At 69.3% G+C, this 23,487-nt stretch carries 22 protein-coding genes; 8 read left to right on the top strand and 14 right to left on the bottom strand.

The annotated features are described in order from the left end of the window. Positions 1-3: 3 nt before the first annotated feature. Complete coding sequence (locus NS220_RS02955; RefSeq protein ID WP_058622616.1) at positions 4-993, bottom strand: glycerophosphodiester phosphodiesterase family protein; 990 nt, start codon at positions 991-993, stop codon at positions 4-6. Positions 994-1,136: 143 nt separating this feature from the next. Here NS220_RS02955 and NS220_RS02950 point away from each other — a divergent pair, with 143 nt between their 5' ends. Continuing rightward, positions 1,137-2,021, top strand: coding sequence for a Bax inhibitor-1/YccA family protein (locus tag NS220_RS02950; protein WP_058622615.1), 885 nt, complete (start codon positions 1,137-1,139; stop codon positions 2,019-2,021). A 222-nt stretch (positions 2,022-2,243) separates the two neighbouring features. Continuing rightward, positions 2,244-3,473, top strand: a complete 1,230-nt coding sequence (ligD, locus tag NS220_RS02945; RefSeq protein WP_058622614.1) for a non-homologous end-joining DNA ligase — start codon at positions 2,244-2,246, stop codon at positions 3,471-3,473. On the opposite strand, the gene NS220_RS02940 is transcribed toward ligD, so the two are convergent. Further along, entirely contained in the window at positions 3,440-3,997 is a 558-nt protein-coding gene (locus tag NS220_RS02940) for a TetR-like C-terminal domain-containing protein (RefSeq protein WP_058622613.1), read from the bottom strand. The genes ligD and NS220_RS02940 overlap by 34 nt on opposite strands. A 74-nt stretch (positions 3,998-4,071) precedes the next feature. Between NS220_RS02940 and NS220_RS02935 the strand changes: the two genes are divergently transcribed. After that, entirely contained in the window at positions 4,072-4,785 is a 714-nt protein-coding gene (locus NS220_RS02935; protein WP_058622612.1) for an MBL fold metallo-hydrolase, read from the top strand. A 2-nt stretch (positions 4,786-4,787) separates the two neighbouring features. Here NS220_RS02935 and NS220_RS02930 read toward each other — a convergent pair whose 3' ends face one another. The 9 genes from NS220_RS02930 to guaB all read right to left on the bottom strand — a co-directional run bounded on the left by NS220_RS02930 (position 4,788) and on the right by guaB (position 14,553). After that, entirely contained in the window at positions 4,788-6,155 is a 1,368-nt protein-coding gene (locus NS220_RS02930; RefSeq protein WP_058622611.1) for a glycosyltransferase, read from the bottom strand. Positions 6,156-6,229: 74 nt separating this feature from the next. Further along, entirely contained in the window at positions 6,230-7,810 is a 1,581-nt protein-coding gene (guaA, locus tag NS220_RS02925; protein ID WP_058622610.1) for a glutamine-hydrolyzing GMP synthase, read from the bottom strand. Continuing rightward, positions 7,807-8,328, bottom strand: coding sequence for a DUF3817 domain-containing protein (locus NS220_RS02920; RefSeq protein WP_058622609.1), 522 nt, complete (start codon positions 8,326-8,328; stop codon positions 7,807-7,809). The genes guaA and NS220_RS02920 overlap by 4 nt, the downstream gene beginning before the upstream one ends. A gap of 9 nt (positions 8,329-8,337) precedes the next feature. After that, positions 8,338-9,207: an SURF1 family protein gene (locus NS220_RS02915; protein WP_058622608.1), complete on the bottom strand. Its 870-nt coding sequence runs from the start codon at positions 9,205-9,207 to the stop codon at positions 8,338-8,340. A 13-nt stretch (positions 9,208-9,220) separates the two neighbouring features. Next, positions 9,221-10,336 (bottom strand): GuaB3 family IMP dehydrogenase-related protein, encoded by a 1,116-nt coding sequence (locus tag NS220_RS02910; RefSeq protein WP_058622607.1) that lies wholly within the window; start codon positions 10,334-10,336, stop codon positions 9,221-9,223. Positions 10,337-10,480: 144 nt separating this feature from the next. Then, on the bottom strand, positions 10,481-12,169 hold the full coding sequence (locus NS220_RS02905; protein ID WP_058622606.1) for an ABC-F family ATP-binding cassette domain-containing protein: 1,689 nt from the start codon (positions 12,167-12,169) through the stop codon (positions 10,481-10,483). 103 nt (positions 12,170-12,272) lie between these two features. Then, positions 12,273-12,533, bottom strand: coding sequence for a hypothetical protein (locus NS220_RS02900; protein WP_153004133.1), 261 nt, complete (start codon positions 12,531-12,533; stop codon positions 12,273-12,275). A 22-nt stretch (positions 12,534-12,555) separates the two neighbouring features. After that, complete coding sequence (locus NS220_RS02895; protein ID WP_058622604.1) at positions 12,556-12,885, bottom strand: hypothetical protein; 330 nt, start codon at positions 12,883-12,885, stop codon at positions 12,556-12,558. Positions 12,886-13,050: 165 nt separating this feature from the next. Continuing rightward, on the bottom strand, positions 13,051-14,553 hold the full coding sequence (gene guaB, locus NS220_RS02890) for an IMP dehydrogenase (protein WP_058622603.1): 1,503 nt from the start codon (positions 14,551-14,553) through the stop codon (positions 13,051-13,053). Between the two features lie 406 nt (positions 14,554-14,959). Between guaB and NS220_RS02885 the strand changes: the two genes are divergently transcribed. Genes NS220_RS02885 through NS220_RS02870 form a run of 4 tightly spaced genes read left to right on the top strand, consistent with a single transcriptional unit; the run spans position 14,960 to position 18,937 of the window. Further along, positions 14,960-16,198, top strand: a complete 1,239-nt coding sequence (locus NS220_RS02885) for a branched-chain amino acid ABC transporter permease (protein ID WP_081322953.1) — start codon at positions 14,960-14,962, stop codon at positions 16,196-16,198. Between the two features lie 3 nt (positions 16,199-16,201). After that, positions 16,202-17,185, top strand: coding sequence for a branched-chain amino acid ABC transporter permease (locus tag NS220_RS02880; RefSeq protein WP_058622601.1), 984 nt, complete (start codon positions 16,202-16,204; stop codon positions 17,183-17,185). Next, a complete protein-coding gene (locus NS220_RS02875) occupies positions 17,178-18,185 on the top strand; it encodes an ABC transporter ATP-binding protein (protein WP_153004132.1) in 1,008 nt (335 codons plus the stop codon). The genes NS220_RS02880 and NS220_RS02875 overlap by 8 nt, the downstream gene beginning before the upstream one ends. Then, on the top strand, positions 18,182-18,937 hold the full coding sequence (locus NS220_RS02870; RefSeq protein ID WP_058622600.1) for an ABC transporter ATP-binding protein: 756 nt from the start codon (positions 18,182-18,184) through the stop codon (positions 18,935-18,937). The genes NS220_RS02875 and NS220_RS02870 overlap by 4 nt, the downstream gene beginning before the upstream one ends. Positions 18,938-19,315: 378 nt before the next feature. On the opposite strand, the gene NS220_RS02865 is transcribed toward NS220_RS02870, so the two are convergent. From NS220_RS02865 to groES, 3 genes are all read right to left on the bottom strand, one after another. After that, a complete protein-coding gene (locus tag NS220_RS02865) occupies positions 19,316-20,629 on the bottom strand; it encodes an ABC transporter substrate-binding protein (RefSeq protein ID WP_058622599.1) in 1,314 nt (437 codons plus the stop codon). A gap of 155 nt (positions 20,630-20,784) precedes the next feature. Next, positions 20,785-21,726 carry an EamA family transporter RarD gene (gene rarD / locus NS220_RS02860; protein WP_058622598.1) on the bottom strand — a complete coding sequence of 314 codons (942 nt, stop codon included), beginning with the start codon at positions 21,724-21,726 and terminating at the stop codon, positions 20,785-20,787. Between the two features lie 142 nt (positions 21,727-21,868). Beyond that, positions 21,869-22,165 (bottom strand): co-chaperone GroES, encoded by a 297-nt coding sequence (groES, locus tag NS220_RS02855; protein ID WP_013583903.1) that lies wholly within the window; start codon positions 22,163-22,165, stop codon positions 21,869-21,871. 132 nt (positions 22,166-22,297) lie between these two features. On the opposite strand from groES, the gene NS220_RS02850 reads away from it, so the two are divergent. Then, positions 22,298-23,485, top strand: coding sequence for a class I SAM-dependent methyltransferase (locus tag NS220_RS02850; protein ID WP_058622597.1), 1,188 nt, complete (start codon positions 22,298-22,300; stop codon positions 23,483-23,485). Positions 23,486-23,487 lie beyond the last annotated feature (2 nt).

Here is a 23,487-nt window from a genome sequence, read left to right as displayed (position 1 = left end):
CCCTCAGCGTCCGAAGACCTCGACACCGAGGTCTGGGTGATCGACGAACACCCCGTCGAGCCGCGCGTCGCGGAGGATCGCCCACTCCGTCCGGAAATCACCGAACGCGGCCTGACCGCCGTGTCGCCGATACCCCGCCAGGAGGAACATATTCTCCGGACGGCATGTCCAGGTGAAGACACGGAGGCCGCGGTCCTGTGCCTCGGCGACGAACCGCGCGGGGCCGCGCGCTCTCCCGAGCCGCCCGGGGTCGAGAATGAGCCGCTTGTCGGGGCTGATGCCGTCGACCTCGAGAGCGAGCGCGTCCAGGCCGGCGGGCGTCAGCATCGACGCGTACGTCGCGGCCCCGGCCCCGTCGCGCGCGCGCAGGTCCCACGGAGCCCCACCCGCCTCGATGAGCTGAACGAGAGGCGACCGGATGCCGAGCTCCCGCAACCGCGCCAGCACGAGGGGCTCGAACGACTCGATGACCAGCGCCGGGTCGTCGAGCCAGCCCGCCTCGCGCAGTTCGTCGCTCACGAGGGCGGCCATGTCGAAGCCCTGCGCGGCGAACGCCGCGGCGTGCTTGATCTCGAGGACCACCCCGACACCGCCCTCCCGCGCGAGATCGAGGACGTCCCGAAGCCGCAGCACGGGTTCGGTGTCGTCGAATGCCGCGCTCGCCGGGCGGAGCGCCGGGATGCGCTCACGGCAGTGGAGCGTGCGGAGCTCCTCCCACGTGAAGTCCTCGACGAACCATCCGGTCAGCCGCTCGCCGTCCACGGCCTTCGAGACGCGACGCTCCGCGAACTCCGGGCGCGTCGCGACGTCGGTGGTGGCGCTGATCTCGTTCTCGTGGCGAACCACCAGCACACCGTCTTTCGAGGGCACCACGTCGGGCTCGACGGCATCCACGCCGGCGGAGATCGCCAGCGCGTACGAGCTCGACGAGTGTTCCGGGCGGTATCCCGGAGCGCCTCTGTGGCCGATGACGAGCGGGCGGTGGAACGGCACTCGCCCACGGTAGCGAGGGCGGGTGAACGACTCCTTTGCTCATAGCGGAATCCCAGTCAACACAAGGAATCTCGCACCCTGCTCGGCTAGTGTTGTCTGACAGCACGGTGCTGTGATCACCATCATTTGGAGTGTGAGTCCCCGTGGCCCTCAACAACCCGGCATTCAATACCCCGGCGTTCCAGGACCCTCGTGCCGGCGCCCAGACCCGCTACAGCCCGCCCGCCGCTCCCACCGCGAGCGCCGCGGCTGCCGCTGAGGCTGCCAACCTCGAGGGCATGTACACCGCCCCCGCGGCGGGTGCCGTCGAAACCGATCGCATGTCGATCGAAGACACCGTCTTCAAGACCCTCGCGCTGTTCGGCATCCTCGTCGTCGGCGCCGTGGCCGGCTGGATCTGGTCGATGGCCGGCGTCAGCGTCGCCAACCCGAGCCCCAGCGCCGCCCCCATGGTCGTCGGTGGCCTCGTCGGCTTCGTGCTCGCGATGGTGGCGATCTTCAAGAAGAAGCCCTCCGTCCCCGTCTTCTTCGCCTACGCGGCGTTCGAGGGTCTGTTCATCGGTGGCATCTCGGCGTTCTTTGAGTTCATGTTCCCGGGCATCGTCATCCAGGCGACCCTCGCGACCCTCTCCGTCGTCGGCGTGACCCTCGCGCTGTTCGCGAGCGGCAAGGTGCGCGCCTCGGCCCGCGCCACGAAGATCTTCCTGATCGCCATGGTCGGCTACATGGTGTTCAGCCTCCTCAACATCGTCCTGATGCTGTTCAACGCCCCGATCGCCGGTGGCGCATTCGGCATGTTCAGCGAGGTCAAGATCCTCGGCATCCCGCTCGGTGTGATCATCGGCGTCGTCGTGGTCATCATGGCCGCGTACTCGCTCGTGCTCGACTTCGACCAGATCCAGCGCGGCGTCCGCAACGGCGCCCCGCGCGTCTACGGCTGGGTCGGCGCCTTCGGCATCATGGTCACCGTCGTGTGGCTGTACGTCGAGATCCTCCGCCTGATCGCGATCCTGCGCGGCAACAACTGAGCACCCCCGCACGAAGGGCCGTCCCGTTCCGGGGCGGCCCTTCGTCGTTCCCGGCCGTGCGCTCCGCCCCCACCTCCGTCGAGTGTCCAGAACACGCCGTATCGGCGTCGTTCGTCACGGCGTGTCTTGGACACTCGCGTTTGCCCGCGAGCCCCGCGTCGCACACCGAGCCTGCGCCGCAAGGGGCGGCGCGCACGCGGGCCGCGGCGCTAGCCTCGCGCCATGAGCCCCGCCAAGACTGCCCCCGAGATCCTCGACGTCGACGGTTTCGAGGTGCGCGTCACGAGTCCCGATCGCGTGGTCTTCGCCGAGGCGGGCCTGACCAAGCTCGATCTCGTGCACTACTACCTCGCCGTCGCCGAGGGTGCCCTGCGCGGCGCCGGCGGTCGGCCGATGGTGCTTAAACGCTTCTCGAAGGGACTCGACCACGAGCCGTTCTTCCAGAAACGCGTGCCCGAGAACCACCCCGCCTTCATCGACAGCGCGACGCTGCGCTATGCCTCCGGCACCTCCGCCGAGGAGACGGTGATCCGGGATGCCGCGGGCCTGGCGTGGGTCGTCAACCTCGGCTGCCTCGACCTCAACCCGCACCCCGTGCGCGCGGAAGACCTCGACCATCCGGACGAACTGCGCGTTGACCTCGACCCGATGCCGGGGGTCGATTGGGCGCAGATCGTCGACGTCGCGTTCATCGCGCGCGAGGTGCTCGAGGACCACGGCCTCACCGGGTGGCCGAAGACGTCGGGCTCACGGGGGTTGCACATCCTGGCGCGCATCCGCCCCGAGTGGGACTACACCGACGTGCGCCTGGCCGCCGAGGCCCTTGCCCGCGAGGTCGAGAATCGCGCGCCCGGACTCGCGACCGCCCGCTGGTGGAAAGAGGAGCGGGGCGAGAGCGTCTTCGTCGACTTCAACCAGAACGCCAAGGACCGGACCGTTGCATCCGCGTACTCGATCCGCGCCCTTCCCGACGCGCGCGTCTCGACCCCGCTCACGTGGGACGAGGTGCGCTCGCGCCGCCCCGAGGAGTTCACGGTGCTGACGGTCCCCGAACGGTTCCGGGCGATCGGCGACCCGCACGCCGGCATCGACGCCGCGGCGGGCTCCCTCGAGGCCCTCCTCGCTCTCGCGAGAGAGCTCGGGCCCGCCGAGAAGCCTCCGCGCGGCTCCGACGGCTCGGGACGTCGCACGTCGACCATGCCGCTCATCGAGGTCGCGCGGACGAAGACCAAGCCCGAGGCGCTGAACGCCCTCGAGACGTGGAAGCAGCGGCATCCTCAGGCCGCAGGGCGACTCCACCCGGCCGACATCCTCGTCGACGGCATGCGCGGCTCGAGCTCGCTCTGGTACCGGGTCCGCGTGAACCTCCAACACGTTCCGGATGCCGAGCGCCCGACGCAGGAGGACCTGATCGCCGACTACGACCCCTGGGCCGCCCGCACCTCGTCCTGACGCGTCGTCAGCGCGCCGACGATGTGACTCATCCCGTAGGCGAAGGCTTCGTCGAGGTCACCGCCAAGACGGAAGGCACCCGTCAGCTCCATCGTGATGAATCCGAGCGCCCACGAGGTCAGCAACCGAGCCGCATCGAGCGCACGCTCGGGGCCGACGACAGCCGCCGTCGCGCGAAGAACAGGTTCACTGGTCGCCGCGAGACGCTCGGGGTCGATCGACGACGCGAACAGCAGACGGAACGCCTCGGGTCGCTCCTGACCGAACCGACGGAAGACGGTGAGCAGTTCGCCGAGGTCGCCCCCGGCATCCGTCAGTCGACGCGTCAGCTCGTCTGCGGTCGCGATCCCGACCAGACCGAGGAGCGCTTCCCTGTCGCGCACCCGCTTGTACAGCGACGGCGCCTTCACACCGACGGCCGCCGCCACCGCCTGCATCGTGACGGCGGTCGGGCCGCCGCTCTCGAGCAGGCGGGAGGCCTGCTCGACGATCTGGGCGAGAGATGTTCGTTCGGGGGTCGGCATCCAGCCCTCCTCATGGCTACGCTAATAAGCTATCATGGCTATTGCTCGTAGCCATCCCGCGAAAGGCCAGCCCCATGAGACTCGCTCCGTCCCTCCACCGCCTCGGCAACGACATCGTCGCCTCGTACCTGATCGTGACGGCCGACGGCGTCACGCTCATCGACGCCGGCCTCCCCGGTATGTATGCCGACCTGACACGCGAACTGGATGCCATCGGCCGCTCGATCGACGACATCCGCGGCGTGATCCTCACGCACGGCGACAGCGATCACGTCGGCTTCGCCGAGCGACTCCGCCGCGACCACGGCGTCCCGGTCTTCATCCACACCGCCGACGCCGATCGCGCACGGGGCGGCGACAAGCCCAAGAACCCGGTCGGCCCGATGCGCCTCGGGCCGCTGGTGAGCTTCGCCGCGTTCGGCATCCGCAAGGGCATGCGTCCGCAGTGGCTGACCGAGGTGGTGAGCCTCGACGGCGACACCGCTCTCGACCTCCCCGGCGCGCCCCGGGTGATCTCGCTGCCCGGACATTCCCCGGGCAGCGTCGCCGTCTTCTCCCCCGAGGTCCGCGCGGTCTTCGTCGGCGACGCGCTCACGACCCGTCACGTCCTCACGGGCCGCACCGGTCCGGGTCCCGCGCCCTTCACCGACGATCCGACCGAGGCACTGGCCTCGCTGGCGCACATCGCCGACCTCGACGCCGACTGGGTCCTCCCCGGTCACGGGCCCGCCTTCCGGGGCTCACCGGCAGCCGCGGTGCGCGCGGTCCGCGAGGTCGCGCGCGCCTGAGCTCAGCGCCGCCGCGGGTGCGACAGCGCCTCGCCGCACGCCGCGGCCAGGGTCCGCATCGCGCGCGCGGGGCTCAGGGCCGCGGCCGCGGCCACAGCCTCCGTCGACAGGCGTTCGCGCACGTCGGCATCCGTGAGCACCCGAACGAGGGCCGCGACAAGGGCGTCCTGGTCTCCGTCCGGGACCAGGATGCCGCCACCGGCGGCCAGCATGTCGCGCGGGCCGTAGCGGATGTCGTAGGCCACCGCGGGGGTGCCGTGGGCGAGGGCCTCGGCGAGGGCGAGCCCCTGCCCCTCGAACGCCGAGGTGGTGAGGTAGACCGCCGCGCGATCGAGCACGGCGCCGGGATCATTCGTCAGGCCCGGGAGCGACACGGCATCCGTCAGCCCGAGCTCAGCGACCAGGGATTCCAGCTCGGCCCGCTGGGCGCCCGCACCCCAGAGCTCGAGGCGTGCCGCCGGAACCTCGGCGACGACCCGGGCGAAGGCGCGGACGGCCGCGGGAAGCCGCTTGCCGGGGGCGAGGCGCCCGAGGACCACGACACGGCCGGCGTCGCGGTCGGCTGCGGCGACGACCTCCGCGGGCGCGCGAACGGCGTGCGGCGCGACGAGATCGTTCGCCGCGTCCCCGAAGCGTTCGCGCACGTCGTCGCGCTGGTGCACCGTCGGCCACAGCACCGCGTCGAAACGCGGGGAGATCTCGAACCAGCGCGTCCAGAGGGCGTTGAGGTCGGAGTCGGCGCGATACGGAGCTTCGAGGTGGATCGTGTGGATCGTGTGGATGATCCGGACGTCGTCGTCTCCCCACCCCACGATGAGCTCCCCCAGCTGCCGCGACTCGCAGATCACGACGAGCGGGCGAGGGTTCTCCTCTCGCAGCTGCGCACCGAGGTGCGTGAGCCACGCACGGTAGAGCGCGCCGAACCCGGGGATGCCCCCGACGGGCGCGCCCGTGGCATCCCGGATCACGATCGGCGCCGTCGTCCGGTGCCAGTCGGGGTCGATGACGTTCGGGAGCGAGACGGCACCGCCGGCGACATCGCGGTACTCCCACGCGGAATCGGCCTCGCCCGGCGTGGCCGCCGCTCGCAGCCACTCCGCGGCCCCTCCATCGGCGCCCACCGCGTCGTCGAAGAGATTCCGGAAGACCTCGGATGCCACCGCCGCCCCGCGCTCCACGAACGTCGCGCGGTGCTGGGCATGGGCCTCGGGCGTTCCCGGATCGACCGTGAGAAGAAGCGGTTGCGTGCCGGCATCGGCCATCTGCCGCGCGCGGGCGAGGGTGGAGATCGTGTAGCCCCCATCGAGATCGGGGATGAGCCGACTCGACAGGATGAGATACCACGCGTCGGGGAAGTCGGCAGAAGTCACGCCCCCATCCTCCCCCACAGCAGAAACGCCGCCACCCGGAAGGCAGCGGCGTTTCTGGAGGAGCGCGTCCCGGCTCACTCCCATTCGATCGTCCCCGGCGGCTTCGACGTCACGTCGAGCACGACGCGGTTGACGTCTTTCACCTCGTTGGTGATGCGGTTGGAGATCTTGGAGAGCACGTCGTAGGGCAGGCGCGTCCAGTCCGCCGTCATCGCGTCTTCCGACGAAACCGGGCGCAGCACGATGGGGTGACCGTAGGTCCGGCCGTCTCCCTGGACACCGACCGAGCGGACGTCGGCCAGCAGCACGACGGGGCACTGCCAGATCTCGTCGTCGAGGCCGGCCTTGGTCAGCTCGGCGCGGGCGATGGCGTCGGCCGCACGCAGGATCTCGAGACGGTCAGCGGTGACCTCGCCCACGATGCGGATGCCAAGACCCGGCCCCGGAAAGGGCTGGCGGCCGACGATGGCTTCGGGCAGGCCCAGCTCGCGGCCGATGGCGCGCACCTCGTCTTTGAAGAGGGTGCGCAGGGGCTCGACGAGCTCGAACTGCAGATCCTCGGGGAGCCCGCCGACGTTGTGGTGGCTCTTGATGTTGGCGGTGCCCGTGCCGCCGCCGGACTCGACGACGTCGGGGTAGAGCGTTCCCTGCACGAGGAAGCGCACCTGCTCGCCCTCGGCCTTGGCCTCGGCGACGAGGTCGGCCTGCACCTTCTCGAACGCGCGGATGAACTCGCGACCGATGATCTTGCGCTTCTGCTCGGGGTCGCTGACCCCGGCGAGGGCGTTCAAGAAGGTCTCGCGCGCATCGACCGTGATGAGCTTCACGCCGGTCGAGGCGACGTAGTCGTTCTCGACCTGCTCGCGCTCGCCCTGACGGAGGAGTCCGTGGTCGACGAACACCGCGATCAGCTGGTCACCCACGGCCTCGTGCACGAGGGCGGTCGACACGGCGGAGTCGACGCCGCCCGACAGGGCCGAGATGACGCGCCCGGTGCCGACCTGCTGGCGGATGCGCTCCACCTGCTCGGCGATGACATTGCCGCTGTTCCAGTCGGCGGGCAGGCCCGCCGCCTTGTGCAGGAAGTTCTCGAGGACATGCTGCCCGTGGTCGGAGTGCTTGACCTCCGGATGCCACTGCACGCCGTACATGCGACGCGCGTCGCTCGCGAAGGCGGCGACGGGCGTGTGCGCGGTGCGGGCGAGCACCTCGAAGCCCTCGGGGGCGCGAGACACCTGGTCGCCGTGACTCATCCACACGTTCTGCTCGACGGGCTGCCCCTCGAGCAGGGTGCCCTCGGTCACGATCGTGGCATCCGTCGCCCCGTACTCGCGCAGGCCGGTGTTCGCGACCTCACCGCCGAGGGCCTTGGCCATGACCTGGAAGCCGTAGCAGATGCCGAGCGTCGGCACGTCGAGGTCGAAGACGCCGGCGTCGAGGCTGGGGGCCCCCTCTTCGTAGACCGACGAGGGCCCGCCCGAGAGGATGATGCCCACCGGGTTCTTGGCCGCGATCTCTTCCGCCGACGCGGTGTGCGGGACGATCTCGCTGTAGACGCCCGCTTCGCGGACACGACGGGCGATCAGCTGTGCGTACTGGGCGCCGAAGTCGACGACGAGGACGGGACGCTGGGACGTTTCGGTCTGTTCGGTCACCGGTTGCCTTCCGGGGCGGGAACGGGAGCGGATGCCAGGGCGGCTTCGCGCTCGGCGAGATAGGCGCGCACGCCGCGGGCGGTGCGCACCTCGAGGATGAAGGAGAGGAACGGCACCACGCCGCCGAGCGCGAGGAAGACGAAGCGGCGGAACGGCCACCGCATCAGGCTCCACACGCGGAAGCACGAGATGAGGTACACGACGTAGAACCAGCCGTGGACCACGAGGATCGCCAGCGAGACGTTGACGCCATCGCCTGTCGAGATCATCTCGCAGCCGTCACCGCCGGGGATGAAGAGGGAGAACCACTGGCATCCGGGTCCGGCGATGGCATCCGCGAACCACAGGAACCCTCCGGATCCGCCCAGGAACAGCTCCACGTGAATGGGCGTGTACTTCAGGATCATCTCGGCGACCAGGAGCAGGAGGCCGATACCGGTGATGATCGAGCAGATCTGGTAAAACTTCAGGGCTCCGCGGATCGCCGGGAAGGAGGCGAGTTTCGGGGGACGCGGCATGCGCCAAGTCTAGTCGCGAGGAACCGAAGGCCCCGCCGCCTCCGCCTCTTGCTGGGCGTCTTCGAGGTCTTCGACCTCCTTCTCCCACGCGTCGCGCGCCAGGCGGTACCAGAGGTACAGCGCGAAGCCCGCGAAGATCGCCCACTCTGCCGCGTAGAAGATGTTGAGCCAGTTCACGCGAGACCGCTCGTCCGGAGCCGGGGACGCGATCGGGTCCAACGGTCCGATCGCCGTCTGCGAGGCCACGTACTGCCGGTACACCGCGACACCGTCGACGTCGTGCCACCGACCGAGCAGCATCGCGGGCGACATGCGCGTGAGGGTCTGCGGGTCGGCACCGGCGTCCGGACGCGACGGGCCCTCGTCGGAGATCAGGCGGCCGGTCACGTCGATCGCCGCCGTGGGGTCGGCTTCGGCCGCCGCGCGCATCTCGTCGGCGGCGGCGTTCGCCTGATCGAGCGTCGGTGCCCAGCCGAGGGCGACGGCGAGAGAGGCCGGCTTCCCCGCATCGTCGACGCGCAGCTGCCCCGTGACCCAGTAGCCCTCGACGTCGTCATTGAAGCGGGAGGACACGACGATGAAATCGGAGGGGATCCAACGGCCACTCGTCTCGACGCGTTGGCCGACCAGAGGTTCCGCGAGGTACGCGCCGGGTGGGACCACCTCATCGAGGGGACGGACCACCTCGGTCATCCCGGGCTCCGACGGAGCGGTATCGACCGCGCGACCGAGCTGCCACTGTCCGAGCCACGCGAGGACTCCGGCGACCACGAGCGAGAACGCCAGCAGCGCCAGCCACCGCGGACGCAGCATGACCTCGCGCAGCGTCGGCGGGAAGACCTCGGGGATCTCCGGGGCGATGGCGGGCGACGAGGTCACGCGGACTCCGGCATCAGTGCCCGTAGGGGGCCACGACGACCTCGACGCGCTGGAACTCCTTGAGGTCGGAGTAGCCGGTCGTGGCCATCGACTTCTTCAGGGCGCCGATCAGGTTGGCGGTGCCGTCCGCGACGGGCGCGGGGCCGTAGAGCACCTGCTCGAGGGGGCCGACACGGTCGACCGCGACGCGACGCCCGCGCGGCAGCTTGGCGTGGTGGGCCTCGGGCCCCCAGTGGAAGCCGCGCCCGGGCGCATCGGTGGCCCGGGCGAGCGCGACGCCGAGCATGACGGCATCCGCGCCCATGGCGAGAGCCTTCACGATGTCACCGGAGGTGCCCACGCCGCCGTCGGCGATGACGTGGACGTAGCGTCCGCCCGACTCGTCGAGGTAGTCGCGGCGCGCGCCGGCCACGTCGGCGACGGCGGTCGCCATCGGCGCGTGGAGGCCGAGGGTGGCGCGCGTCGTGGACGCCGCTCCCCCGCCGAAACCGACGAGCACGCCGGCGGCTCCCGTGCGCATGAGGTGCAGGGCCGCGGTGTAGGTGGCCGCCCCGCCGACGATGACGGGGACGTCGAGGTCGTAGATGAACTTCTTGAGGTTCAGCGGCTCGGCGACCTTCGACACGTGCTCGGCCGACACGGTGGTGCCGCGGATCACGAACAGATCGACGCCGGCGGCGACGACCGTCTCATACAGGTCCTGCGTGCGCTGCGGCGTGAGGGCTCCGGCCACGGTCACACCTGCGGCGCGGATCTCGGCGAGCCGGTCGCGCACGAGCTCGGGCTTGATCGGCTCGGAGTACAGCTGCTGCATGCGGCGCGTGGCATCGGCATCCGGCAGCGTGGCGATCTCGGCCAGGAGCGGCTCGGGGTCGTCGTACCGCGTCCACAGGCCCTCGAGGTCGAGCACGCCCAGGCCGCCGAGGCGGCCGAGCTCGATCGCCGTGCGCGGGCTCACGACCGAGTCCATCGGAGCACCGAGCACCGGGATCTCGAACGAGAAGGCGTCGATGCTCCAGGTCGTCGACACGTCCTCGGGGTTGCGCGTGCGCCGGGACGGCACGACGGCGATGTCGTCGAAGGTGTACGCGCGGCGGGCGCGCTTGGCGCGGCCGAGGTCGATCTCCATGGTCACCCGCCCAGCCTACCCGCGACCTTCGACACCGCTGTCGGTCGTCGGCGCAACGGCGGGCGAAGGCGGGGCATCGGCTCCGCGCAGCAGGCGCGTCGACAGCCCCGCCCAGGGGAGTCGCGGAGATGCCCGACGCGACCGTCAGCGCGCGCGCACCACCCGCTTCTCGTCCCAGACCGGCTCGGGAGCCTCGTACACCCGGCCGTCCGACCCGAACACGAGGAACCGGTCGAAGGAACGGGCGAACCACCGATCGTGCGTCACGGCGAGCACCGTCCCCTCGAACCGCGCGAGAGCCTCCTCGAGCGCCTCGGCCGAGGCGAGGTCGAGGTTGTCCGTCGGTTCGTCGAGGAGCAGCAGGGTCGTCCCCGAGAGTTCGAGGAGGAGCACCTGGAACCGCGCCTGCTGCCCGCCGCTGAGCGTGTCGAACGGCTGCTCCGCCTGGGCGACGAGGCCGTAGCGGTCGAGGGCCGAGCTCGCGGCATCCCTCGGCATCCCTCGCCTGTTGTCGTCACCCCGATGAAGCAGGTCAAGCAGGGTCCGTCCGACGAACTCCGGATGCCGATGGGTCTGGGCGAACCACCCCGGCACGACGCGTGCGCCGAGGATCGCGCGCCCGGTGTGCTCGACGCGAGCCAATCCGGCACCGACGGTGGTCACATGCCCCAGGAGCGCGTCCGGGTCGGAGCCGCCTCCGGCGAGAAGACGCAGGAAATGCGACTTCCCTGAACCGTTGGAACCGAGGACGGCCACGCGGTCGCCGAACCACACCTCCAGGTCGAACGGCTTCATGAGCCCGGTCAGCTCCAGGTGTTCGGCGACCACGGCGCGCTTGCCGGTGCGGGCACCGCGCAGACGCAGCCGCAGGTCCTGCTCGGGCGGCCGCTCCTCGGGCGGACCGGCCGTCTCGAACTTCGTCAGTCGAGTGACGGCGGCTTGGTAGCGCGAGGCGAAGCCGTCGTTGGCCGCGGCGGCGACCTTCATGCGCGCGACAAGGGCCCGAAGCTTCTCGTGCTCCTCGTCCCACCGGCGGCGCAGCTCGTCGAGCCGGGCCATGCGGTCCTCGCGCGCCTCGCCGTAGGTCGAGAACCCGCCCCCGTGCACCCACGCCGTGCTCCCCGCGCTGCCCGCCTCCAGGGTGACGATGCGATCGGCCGCGCGCGCGAGGAGCTCTCGATCGTGCGAGACGAGGAGGACGGTCTTCGGCGTGGCGCGCAACTGGTCCTCGAGCCAGCGCTTACCGGGAACGTCGAGGTAGTTGTCGGGCTCGTCGAGCAAGAGCACGTCGTCGGGGCCGCGGAGCAGGGATTCGAGGGCGAGCCTCTTCTGCTCCCCTCCCGACAGGGTGGCGAGCTCCCGGAAGCGCGCGCGCTCGTAGGGCACCCCGAGCGAGGCGATCGTGCACGTGTCCCAGACCGTCTCGTGCTCGTACCCGCCCGCGTCGGCGTAGTCGGCGAGCGCCGCCGCGTACCGCATCTGGGTGGCGAGATCGTCCTGCTCGATGAGGGCGTTCTCGGATGCCTCGAGCTCGAGCGCCGCGCGACGGATGCGCGCGGGCGACACCGAGACGAGAAGGTCGTGCACGGTTTCGCCGGCTTTTCCGTGACCGATGAACTGGTCCATGACCCCGAGAGAGCCGCCGATCGCGATCGCACCGCCGTGAGCCTTCTCCTCGCCGCGCACGATGCGAAGCAGCGTGGACTTTCCCGCACCGTTCGGACCGACGAGAGCGGTGGTCACGCCCTCCCCCACGCGGAACGTCACCTCGTCGAGCAGGGGCCGCCCATCGGGCAGGGTGAAAGAGACGGCGTTGAGGTCGAGGTAGCCCATGGGGAGATTCCGGTCCGGTGGTATCGACCTCCGCACGCGCACGACGCGGCGCCGGTCGGCCCGCCGGGAAGCGAGCCGACCAGCCTAACCGAAGAATGCGCTCTCAGCCGTCACCCCTCGGGGACAGAGCCGACGAGCGGGACAGTTCGACGAGCGATGTCGCCGTGAGCGAGACGACGCCCGCCCCCAGAAGGACGAGTCCCGCGGGCCACAGCGCGACGGACTCTCCCGCGTAGGTGTCGATCCCCGTCGTGTCCGAGACGGCGATGAGCCATGCGGTCGCCGTGTTCACCGCCGCGAGAACCGTCCCCGAGACGAGAGCGAGAACGGGCACCGCCCACGCCAGCACTCGCGGCCACGACATCGACGAACGGGGCACCTCCACCTCACTGACCGACGGCGAAGCCGTCGATCGGCGTAAACGCCGCCAGCTGGCCCGAGGTGTCGACGAGCCGCCACCTCGGCCGATACTCTCCCGCAACCTTGTTTCCGACCCACTTCTGCACCTGGTAGGTCGCCTTCGTGCCCGTCGCCCACGCCTTGAAGGAGGACCCGACCGACGCGCGCGGCGAGGTCCACGACACCGACACGGTTCGCTTGTTCGAAGCCGAGAAGTTGACCCCGACCTCGACCGCCCACCGCGCAGCGACCATCGCCACCTCCTGTCCGGCGCGATCGAGCGCGACGGCGACGACGCCGGTCAGTATGCGTTTCATAGCCTCTCCCCGCTTTGCCGCGCATGTGCACATGCTTCTTGCGAGAGACTATGTGGTGGCGGGCGGATCCGAATGTATACATGATCGTTCTCATCTTCTCTCTCACCCGCACACGACGAAGGGGGCCGGGCAGTCACCTGCCCGGCCCCCTTCGTGACGACGCGCCTACTTCTTGTAGTTCGGCGCCTCGACGACGATCTGCACGTCGTGCGGGTGCGACTCCTTCAGACCCGCAGACGTGATGCGGACGAACTTGCCCTTGGACTTGAGCTCCTCGACGGTGCGCGCTCCGACGTAGAACATCGACTGGCGGAGACCGCCGATCAGCTGGTACGCGACCGCCGACACCGGGCCGCGGTAGGGCACCTGGCCCTCGATACCCTCGGGGATGAGCTTGTCGTCACTGGGAACGTCGGCCTGGAAGTAGCGGTCCTTCGAGTACGAGGTCTTCTTGCCGCGCGTCTGCAGCGCACCGAGCGAGCCCATTCCGCGGTACTGCTTGAACTGCTTGCCACCCTGGAACACGATCTCGCCCGGCGACTCGTCGGTTCCGGCGAGGAGCGAGCCGAGCATGACGGTGTCCGCACCGGCGACGAGCGCCTTGGCGATATCACCCGAGTACTGCAGACCACCGTCGGCGATCACGGGCACGCCTGCGGGGATCGCCGCCTGGGCTGCTTCGTAGATGGCAGTGACCTGCGGCACACCGACACCGGCGACGACGCGGGTGGTGCAGATCGAGCCCGGACCGACGCCGACCTTGACGGCATCCACTCCCGCGTCGATGAGCGCCTGAGCGCCTTCGCGCGTGGCGACGTTGCCGCCGATGACATCGATGTGGGCGAACGACTCGTCGGCCTTGAGGCGCGTCACGATGTCGATGACACCTGCGGACTGGCCGTTGGCCGTGTCGACCACGAGGACGTCGACACCGGCGTCGCGCAGCGCCTCGGCGCGCTGCCACGCGTCGCCGAAGAAGCCGATGGCGGCGCCGACGCGCAGGCGACCCTGATCGTCCTTGGTCGCGAGGGGGTACTTCTCGCTCTTGTCGAAGTCCTTGATGGTGATGAGGCCCGCCAGCTTGCCGTCGTCGTCGACGAGCGGCAGCTTCTCGACGCGGTGCTTGGCGAACGTCGCGATGACGTCGTTGGCGTGGATGCCGACATGGCCGGTGATCAGCCCCTCCTTCGTCATCACGTCCTTGACGAGGGTGGTCTGGCGCTCGAAGCCCGAGACGAAACGCATGTCGCGGTTCGTGATGATGCCCACGAGCAGGCCGTCGGGGTCGACGACGGGCAGACCCGAGATGCGGTACTGCGCGCACATCGCGTCGACCTCGGCCACGGTGGCATCCGGGGTCGTCGTGATGGGGTTGGAGACCATGCCGGACTCGCTGCGCTTGACCTGGTCGACGATGCCCGCCTGGTCTTCGATCGAGAGGTTGCGGTGGACGATGCCGATGCCGCCCTGGCGTGCGATGGCGATCGCCATACGGGCCTCGGTCACGGTGTCCATCGCCGAAGAGAGCAGCGGGGTGGCGACCGTGATGCGGCGGGTGAGGCGCGACGACGTGTCCGCTTCGCTCGGGATGACGTCGGTGTGCCCGGGAAGGAGCAACACATCGTCATAGGTCAGTCCGATGAAACCGAAGGGGTCGTGCTGCTCCATGGGTCCTCCTGCGCGCGCGGCGCCTGTGTATAGATGACGTCGTCGGCCGGTGCGCTTCGCGCTTCGCGCTCCGCCTGCGATTCTAAGCGTCGGGAGGCCGTGAATTGTTCCCGCAGCAGCTGACCGGTTCGCGCAGAGAGATGACACGGTTCGCTAACGAGACGGTCGGTGAAACACGTCCGACACATTACGCTCGTAGCGTCGACCGTCGAAGCTGACGGGACGACTTCGTCAGCGCTGCCGAACTGGAGACTCCGTGGGTCATCCCTCCCCCACCGCGACACGATCGCGAACGCTATCCCGCCCCGCCTTGGCCTGGGCACTCCTCGCCGCCATCATCACCGTGATGCTCGGGTCAGCACTTTTCGCGGCACCACCCGCGGCGCGTGCGGCCACGACTGCACCCGTGACCACGCAGACCGAGGTCTGCACACCCGGTCCGGAGACGGGCTGCCTCAACGGCACGCTCGCCGCGGCCGGTGGCGGCGTCACGGTGACGGCCACCGGCCCCGGAGGAACCGCCTCGGCGACCACCGGTGACGACGGCAAGTGGTCGATCGGGTTCTCCGAGCCCGGCGACTACTCCGTCTCGGTCGATCCCGAGACCCTGCCGGACGGCGTCACGCTCAAGAGCGAGGACCCCTCGGTCCGTCCGGTGAACCTCGGCTCGTCGACCGCGGTCCTGATCGGGCTGAACGGCAACGTCGACGGATCCAGCGCCGGCGACGCCCCGGGCGACCAGGCCGCTTCGGCCGGCGGTTTCGACTGGGATCGCCTCGCTCAGCAGGCCGCGTCCGGCCTGCGCCTGGGGCTGCTTCTCGCCCTCGCCGCCGTCGGCCTCTCCCTCATCTACGGCACCACGGGCATCTCGAACTTCGCCCACGGCGAGATGGTGACCCTGGGCGGTCTGCTGGCGTACCTCTTCGCCAATGTCCTGGGGCTCAACATCTTCGTGGCGGGCATCATCGTCGTGGTGATCTGCGCCGCCTTCGGCTATTTCCAGGACGTCGGTATCTGGAAGCCGTTGCGCAAACGCCGATTGAGTCTCACGCAGCTCATGATCGTCACGATCGGTATGTCGCTCGCCTTGCAGTACACCTTCCAGTTCTTCATCGGCGCCTCGACCGTCCGCATCGTGACCGCGAACCCGATCCCGGTGAAGCTTGGTCCGGTCAGCCTCAGCGTCGACTCGCTGGTGGCGATGGCCATCGCGGTGGTCGTGCTCATCGGTGTCGGCCTGTTCCTGCTGAAGACCCGCGTCGGGCGCGCCACACGCGCTGTCAGCGACAACCCGGCCCTGGCTGCGGCATCCGGGATCAACGTCGACGGAGTGGTGCGTCTCATCTGGACCACCGCCGCCGCGCTGGCGGGCCTGTCGGGCATCCTCCTCGGCCTCGTCCTGAACGGCGTCAACTGGATGACCGGTATGCAGCTTCTTCTTCTGCTGTTCTCGGCCGTCACCCTGGGCGGTCTCGGCACCGCCTTCGGCGCTCTCTTCGGAGCCCTCATCATCGGTATGACCGTGGAGCTGACCAACATCTGGCTGCCCGGCGACTTCAAGTACGCGACCGCGCTCGTGCTCCTCATCCTGCTCCTGCTGGTGAGACCACAGGGCCTCTTCGGACGCAAGGAACGGGTGGGCTGACCCATGATCTTCCTCGATCTTCTGCGCGAGATGGCCTCGACGGCCATCGCCCCCACCACCGCCGCTCTCGCGATCGCCGCGATCGGTCTCAACATCCACTTCGGCTACACGGGCCTTCTCAACATGGGCCAGGCCGGCTTCATGCTGCTGGGCGCGTACGGTTTCGCCGTCTCGGTCCAGGCGGGTCTCGGTTTCGTCCCCGCGCTGATCATCGCTCTGCTGGTGGTCCTCGTCTACAGCTTCATCCTCGGCGTCCCGACGTTGAAGCTGCGCGGTGACTATCTCGCCATCGTGACCATCTCGGCAGCCGAGATCATCCGCATGGTCGGGCGTTCCAGCGTGCTCGGGCCGATCACCAACGGCAGCAACGGCATCCCGGGCGACCGCTACCGTGACCCCTTCAACGGACTGTCGTTCTTCGGCGACGGCCAGACCACCATCCTCTGGTGGACGTACGACAACACCGGCGTCAGCGGATGGTGGGTGCGCGCCGTGGCGTGGGCCGTCGTGGCCGTCCTGCTGGTCCTGGTCTGGCTTCTGATCCGCAGCCCCTGGGGGCGCGTCCTCAAGGGAATCCGCGAGGACGAGGATGCCGTCCGCAGCCTCGGCAAGAGCGCGTTCTCGTTCAAGATGCAGGCGCTCATCCTCGGTGGACTCATCGGCGGCATCGCCGGCATCGTCTACGTGATGCCGAGTTCCGTGCAGCCGGACGCCCTCGGCCGGTCGATGACGTTCTTCATCTGGACGGCCCTGCTCCTCGGAGGTGCGGCAACCATCTTCGGCCCGGTGCTCGGAGCCATCCTGTTCTTCGTCGTACGCATCTTCATCCAGGGCGTCACGCGACTGATCGTGCCCGAGGGGGTGTGGTCGGGCCAGCAGACCGAACAGTTCTCGTGGATCCTCATCGGTATCGCTCTGATGCTTCTCGTGATCTTCCGGCCGCAAGGAATCCTCGGCAACAAGAAGGAGCTGAGCTTCAATGTCTGAGCCGACCGCAGCGACCATCCGCACGCGCGAAGCGTTCGCGGGGGTCCCCCACGAGCCCGGGGCGAGCAAGCCCGACCCGATCCTCGTCGTCGACAACATCGTCCGCCGCTTCGGCGGTATGACCGCCGTCGACGTGCAGCACCTCGAAGTCCAGCGCGGAGGCATCACGGCGCTCATCGGCCCCAACGGTGCCGGTAAGACGACGTTTTTCAACCTCATCACCGGATTCGACAAGCCGACGTCGGCCAAGCGCCTGATCGGTGGGCCACCGGCTGACCGCGTCGCCCGCTGGTCGTTCGACGGCCGCACCCTGGGCGACACGGCGGCCTCGAAGGTCGCCCGCATGGGTATGGTCCGCACCTTCCAGCTCACCAAGGCGCTGTCGCGCATGTCGGTGATGGAGAACATGCTGCTCGGAGCCAACCAGCAGCCGGGCGAGAACATGGCCGTCGCTCTCATCCGCCCGCTCTGGAAGGCGCGCGAGCAGGAGATCACGGCGAAGGCCGAGGAGCTCCTGGAGCGCTTCAAGCTGTACGAGAAGCGCGATGACCTCGCCGGTTCCCTCTCGGGCGGGCAGAAGAAGCTGCTCGAGATGGCCCGTGCGCTCATGAGCGATCCGAAGATGATCATGCTCGACGAGCCCATGGCCGGAGTCAACCCCGCGCTGACCCAGTCACTGCTCGGGCACATCCAGGCGCTCCGCGACGACGGCACCACGGTGCTGTTCGTCGAGCACGACATGCACATGGTCCGCCACATCTCGGACTGGGTCGTCGTCATGGCTCAGGGCACGATCGTGGCCGAGGGCACCGCGGGCGAGGTCATGTCGCAGCAGGCCGTCGTCGACGCCTACCTGGGCGCCCACCACGACACCGACCTCGGCGACGACGCGCTGTTGAGCGACACCACGGCGATCGCCCTGGCGGAGGAAGCCGCCGAAGCGGATGCAAAGGAAGAGGCTCGCGTCGACGAGGCCCTCGGAAAGGAGACGCGCTCGTGAGCACGTCCACCGACTCTCAGCCCGTCCTCGTCGCGAAGGATCTGCACGCGGGGTACCTGCCCGGTATCAACATCCTCAACGGCGTGAACATCGTCGCCCACCCGGGCGAGCTGATCGGGATCATCGGGCCGAACGGAGCCGGGAAGTCGACCTTCCTCAAGGCGGTCTTCGGTCAGGTGAACATCCGCCAGGGTTCGGTGACCCTGAAGGGCACCGACATCACCGGGTGGAAGCCGAACCGGTTGGTCAAGCAGGGAGTGGGGTTCGTTCCGCAGACGAACAACGTCTTCCCGTCGCTGACGATCGAAGAGAACCTCCAGATGGGGATCTACCAGAAGCCGCGCGAGTTCCAGGCGCAGCTGGAGCGCATCTTCGAGATCTTCCCCGTTCTCGCCGACCGGCGTGGCCAGCGTGCCGGGTCGTTGTCCGGCGGCGAGCGGCAGTCCGTCGCCATGGCCCGCGCGCTCATGATGGACCCGTCGGTGCTGCTGCTCGATGAGCCCTCGGCCGGCCTCTCCCCCGTGCGCCAGGACGAGACCTTCATCCGCACCCGCCGCATCAACAAGGCGGGTGTCTCGGTCATCATGGTCGAGCAGAACGCCCGGCGGTGCTTGCAGATCTGCGACCGGGCGTACGTGCTCGACCAGGGCAAGGACGCGTACACCGGAACCGGCCGCGATCTGGCGAAGGACCCCAAGGTCATTCAGCTTTACCTCGGAACGCTCGCGACCGACGTCGAGGGCGCCGCGTAACCCGAGCGATCCGAACGGGCCTCGTGCCCACGGCCTTCCGCCGTGGCCCGAGGCCCGTTTCGCGTCTCGGGAAGGGGCAGACGGATGCCGCGGCTGCGGCGCGGAGCGCGAAGCCCTCTGCGCGGTAGGCGCCTCCCGCGCCGGATGAGCGCCGGACAGGCGCCCCGCGAGCCGCTGCGTCCGCCCGATATCCCCGAGCGTGCTCGGCCCCCTGCCCGCATCGGAGGGCCGCAGAGGCCGCCCCGACGGCACGCACCGGACGCCCGAGCCGCCGCCACCCCGACGGGAGCATCGCTCCGGGCGTCCCGGCATCCCCGCGACACGCGAAAGGGCGGCCCCGGCGAACCGGGACCGCCCTTCGGCGTGAGACGAGGGTGCTTAGGACTTGCCCTCGACGGCGCTCTGCCAGATCGGCTTGTTGTCGGCATCGAACTGGTAGATGCCGATGAACGCGCTGGACGGGTCGTTCATCGAGTTGAACGAACCGACGCCCGACATGCCCTTGTAGTGGATGCTGTCGCCCTTGGCGATGGCGTCGGCGCACTCCTTGTACGTGGTGCACTCGGTGCCGCCGTCAGCGCCGGAGACGGCAGCCATGTTCTTCTGGATGGTCGTCGGGTCGGTTGCGCCGCCCTTCTTCGCGGCAAGGGCCGCGAGGATGGTGGCGTCATACGACTCGGCACCGTACGAGTAGTCGGACAGAGCCGAGCCCTCGACGCTCTGGTGCCAGTCCGACATGCGCTTCTTGAAGTCGTCCGCGGCGTTGGCACCGGGGATGGTGCCCTTGGCGCCCTCGAGCGTGCCCTTGTCGAACACCTTCGAGTAGTCCGACGTGTTGCCGTCGGTGTAGTAGGTGCTCTTCATGTCCCAGCTCTGCGAGACGAGTTCGGGGACGATCGCCTTGGTCTCGTCGAAAGCGATGACGACGATGGCGTCCGGCTTCGAGGCGATGGCCGCGGTGACCTCCGACGAGAACGTCGTCTGTCCGGGCGGGAACTCCTGGCCCTTGCCCTTGCCGCCGTACGTGACGGTGCCGCCGGCGTCTTCGACCGTCTTCTCGATGACGTCGCGCAGGCCCGTGCCGTAGGCGTCGTTGAAGACGAGGAACGCGACGCTCTGCTTGCCGTCACCGACGATGAGCTGGCCGAGAGCCGAGCCCTGGACGGTGTCCGGCGGAGCGGTGCGGAAGAAGAACGGCGACTTGCCGGAGAGCTCGGCCGACGTGTTGGCCGGGGAGATCTCGACGATGGGCGCGGCGGCCAGCTTGTCGACGACGTTCAGCGACACCGAGGACGACGCAGCGCCGATGGCGACCGAGACCTTCGCATCGATGAGCTTGTCCGCGGAAGCCGAGGAGACGGCCATGTCGGTCGAGTCGCCCGAGTCGGTCCAGAAGGTGCACGCGGAGTCGCCGGCTTCGACGATGTCGTTCACCGCGAGGCCGACACCGGCGATCTCGGGCGGGCCGAGGAAGGCCAGGGTGCCCGTCTGCGGCAGGATCGTGCCGACCTTCAGCGTGGTGGCGCTGGTGGCGTCGCCCGCGCAGTCCTGGCTGGCGTAGTTTCCCGCGGGCGCCGCAGTGCCGGCGGAACCAGCGTCATTGCCGCCTCCGCCGCTACAGCCGGCGAGCGTGAGGGTGGCTGCGGCCGCGAGTGCTGCGGCAGCGAACCACCCCTTCTTGGAGTGAACCATCTGGCTCGTCCTTTCGATGATGATGCGTGGCCTCGCCACGCGGTGGGACGAACCTAACCGCCGTGTGTTACGAATGTGTTTTCGTCCGGAGACTGCGCCGAAATCGTTATGAATCGCGTGTGCGCGAGCGTGCCGGCGAGTGCGTTTTCTGCTGATCAGACCGGTTCTGAAACGTCCGAGATCGCGGCGCGATGGCGGCGCGACATCACGATGGAGTCGGCGCTCAGCATCACGAGCGCGACCCACACCAGGCCGAAGCCGATCCACCGTTCGAGAGTCATCGGCTCCCCCAGGACCCACACGCCGATCGCGAACTGGATGATGGGTGCGACGAACTGCAGAAGGCCGATCACCGTGAGCGGCACGCGCCGCGCCCCCGACGCGAACAGCAGCAGCGGGACGGCCGTGACAGCACCGGCGAGCAGCAGGAGAACGGTGTGCAGGGGGCCCGCCGTACCGAGGGTGATACCGGTCAGGTTCGCGACGAACACCAGCTGGATCGCGGCGACCGGGAGGAGCCAGAGCGATTCGAGGGTCAGACCGCTCACGGCATCCACCGCCGGGCCGATCTGCTTCTTCACGAGTCCGTAGAAGCCGAACGAGAACGCGAGCGTCAGCGCGATCCACGGGAACGCGCCGTACCCGATGACGATCACCGCGACGGCGACGACCGCGAGGCCGATGGCGATCCACGGCACGATCCGCAGGCGTTCGCGCAGCACGATGACCCCGAGCAGGACGGTCACGATGGGGTTGATGAAGTAGCCGAGACTCGTCTCGATGACGTGGTTCGTCAGCGCCCCATAGAGGTAGGTCTGCCAGTTGACGTAGATGAGAACGCCCGCGACAGCGGTGAGGCCCATCAGGCGGGGCTGGCGGACGATCGCGAGGAAAGGCCGCCAGGCGCGGAGGACCGTCAGCAGGAGCAGGCAGAAGACGAAGGCGAGGATGATCCGCCACGCCACGACCTCGAAGGGGCCGGTGGGCTTGAGCTGCAGGAAGTAGATCGGGAGGACGCCCCACAGCAGGTAGGCGCCGAGCGCGTACAGCGCCCCGCGGGTGCTCTCGCCGGTCGGAGCGGGAGGCACGGGGGTCATCGATCCAGCCTACGCGGGCGGTCGTGCGTCGAAGCGTCTCCCGGCGTTCCTTTCCTGCCATCTCGGGAGCGAACGACACCGGGGACGACGAAGGCTCCGGATGCCATGGCATCCGGAGCCTTCGAACGATCTGACGCGGTGATCAGCGGACGACGACCGCCAGCACGTCGCGAGCGGAGAGCACGAGGTACTCCTCGGCACCGAACTTGACCTCGGTGCCGCCGTACTTGCTGTAGAGCACGCGGTCGCCGACGGCGACGTCGAGGGGGACGCGGTTGCCGTTGTCGTCGATGCGGCCGGGGCCGACGGCGACGACTTCGCCCTCCTGCGGCTTCTCCTTGGCGGTGTCGGGGATGACGAGACCACTCGCGGTGGTCTGCTCAGCCTCGACCTGCTTGATGACGATGCGGTCCTCGAGCGGCTTGATGGAAACCGACACGGTCTACCTCTTCTTTCTCGTTACAGAAGACTTGTCAGCACTCACGCGGGGAGAGTGCTAATCCGAGTGTAGAGAAGCGCTGGCACTCACGCAACGCGAGTGCCAACACATTCGCCCGCCTAGGCTGAATCGGTGGATACCCGCGAGCTGACCGCCCTGCTCACACCCGACGGCCTCCGTCTGCTCGACGAGGTGGGCCGGATCGAGTCCACCGACGACGCCGCCCGGGCGGTGTCTCGGCTGCGGGCGGCCGGTCACTCCCCCGACCTCGTGTCCGCGGTCGTCGGGCAGGCCCGGCTGCGCGTGCGCGGAGCGGCGAAGTTCGGGCCGTTCGCGGACCGGATGCTGTTCACCCGCGCAGGTCTCGAGCAGGCGACGCGCCTGTCGATCGCCGCCCGCCACGCGGGGCGCTTCCGCGCCGCCGGGATCACGCGCGTCGCCGACCTCGGCTGCGGCATCGGCGGGGACGCGTTGGGCATGGCGGGCCTCGGTCTCCGCGTGGACGCCGTCGACGCCGACGAGGTGACCGCCGCGATCGCCGCCTACAACCTCGCCCCGTTCGACGACGCGGTGACCGTCGCTCACGCACGCGCCGAGGACGTCGAGCTCGACGCAGTGGATGCCGTCTGGCTCGACCCCGCGCGACGGACCGCGGGGCACTCCGAGACGCGCCAGGTGTCGTCGGCCGAATGGTCCCCCTCGCTGGAATGGGTCTTCGCGCTCCTGCGGGAGCGGTCCGGCGGGGTGAAGCTCGGGCCCGGATTCGACCGCGAGCAGATCCCCGACGACCTCGAGGCCCAGTGGATCAGCGCAGACGGCTCGACCATCGAGCTCGTCCTCTGGTCGGGAGCCCTCGCCCGCGAGAACGTGCGCCGCGCGGCCCTGGTCGTGCGCGGCGACGAGGCGTGGGAGCTCACGGCACCGGCCGACTCGCCCGACGCCGAGCCGCGCGAGCTCGGGACCTTCGTCCACGAGCCGGACGGGGCGGTCATCCGCGCGCGCCTCATCGGCGAGGTCGCGCGCGCACTCGAGGCGGGAATGCTCGCTCCGGGCATGGCGTATCTGACGTCCGACGCGGCTCTGACGAGCCCGTTCGTCTCGTCGTTCCGCGTCCGCGAGCAGCTCCCGGCCGATCCGAAGAAGCTCTCTCAGGCTCTGCGCGCCCGGGGGATCGGCACGCTCGAGATCAAGAAGCGCGGTGTCGACGTCGACCCCGCGGTGCTGCGCAAGAAGCTGTCGCTCCGGGGAGAAGAGTCGGCGACGCTCATCCTCACGCGCATCGGCTCGAGACGACTGACGTTGCTGGCCGACCGCGTCTGAGC

The sequence above is a fragment of the Microbacterium testaceum genome (genome assembly GCF_001476655.1).
Taxonomy (GTDB): Bacteria; Actinomycetota; Actinomycetes; order Actinomycetales; family Microbacteriaceae; genus Microbacterium; species Microbacterium testaceum_C.
This window is presented reverse-complemented; position numbering and strand designations above follow the sequence as displayed.

Coding starts and splice junctions, on each gene's coding strand:
- guaB (WP_058622603.1), bottom strand. CDS start 14,553: ATGGAGCAGCACGACCCCTTCGGTTTCATCGGACTGACCTATGACGAT.
- NS220_RS02875 (WP_153004132.1), top strand. CDS start 17,178: ATGTCTGAGCCGACCGCAGCGACCATCCGCACGCGCGAAGCGTTCGCG.
- ligD (WP_058622614.1), top strand. CDS start 2,244: ATGAGCCCCGCCAAGACTGCCCCCGAGATCCTCGACGTCGACGGTTTC.
- NS220_RS02905 (WP_058622606.1), bottom strand. CDS start 12,169: ATGGGCTACCTCGACCTCAACGCCGTCTCTTTCACCCTGCCCGATGGG.
- NS220_RS02935 (WP_058622612.1), top strand. CDS start 4,072: ATGAGACTCGCTCCGTCCCTCCACCGCCTCGGCAACGACATCGTCGCC.
- NS220_RS02880 (WP_058622601.1), top strand. CDS start 16,202: ATGATCTTCCTCGATCTTCTGCGCGAGATGGCCTCGACGGCCATCGCC.
- NS220_RS02900 (WP_153004133.1), bottom strand. CDS start 12,533: ATGTCGTGGCCGCGAGTGCTGGCGTGGGCGGTGCCCGTTCTCGCTCTC.
- rarD (WP_058622598.1), bottom strand. CDS start 21,726: ATGACCCCCGTGCCTCCCGCTCCGACCGGCGAGAGCACCCGCGGGGCG.
- NS220_RS02920 (WP_058622609.1), bottom strand. CDS start 8,328: ATGCCGCGTCCCCCGAAACTCGCCTCCTTCCCGGCGATCCGCGGAGCC.
- NS220_RS02865 (WP_058622599.1), bottom strand. CDS start 20,629: ATGGTTCACTCCAAGAAGGGGTGGTTCGCTGCCGCAGCACTCGCGGCC.
- NS220_RS02895 (WP_058622604.1), bottom strand. CDS start 12,885: ATGAAACGCATACTGACCGGCGTCGTCGCCGTCGCGCTCGATCGCGCC.
- NS220_RS02940 (WP_058622613.1), bottom strand. CDS start 3,997: ATGCCGACCCCCGAACGAACATCTCTCGCCCAGATCGTCGAGCAGGCC.
- NS220_RS02910 (WP_058622607.1), bottom strand. CDS start 10,336: ATGGAGATCGACCTCGGCCGCGCCAAGCGCGCCCGCCGCGCGTACACC.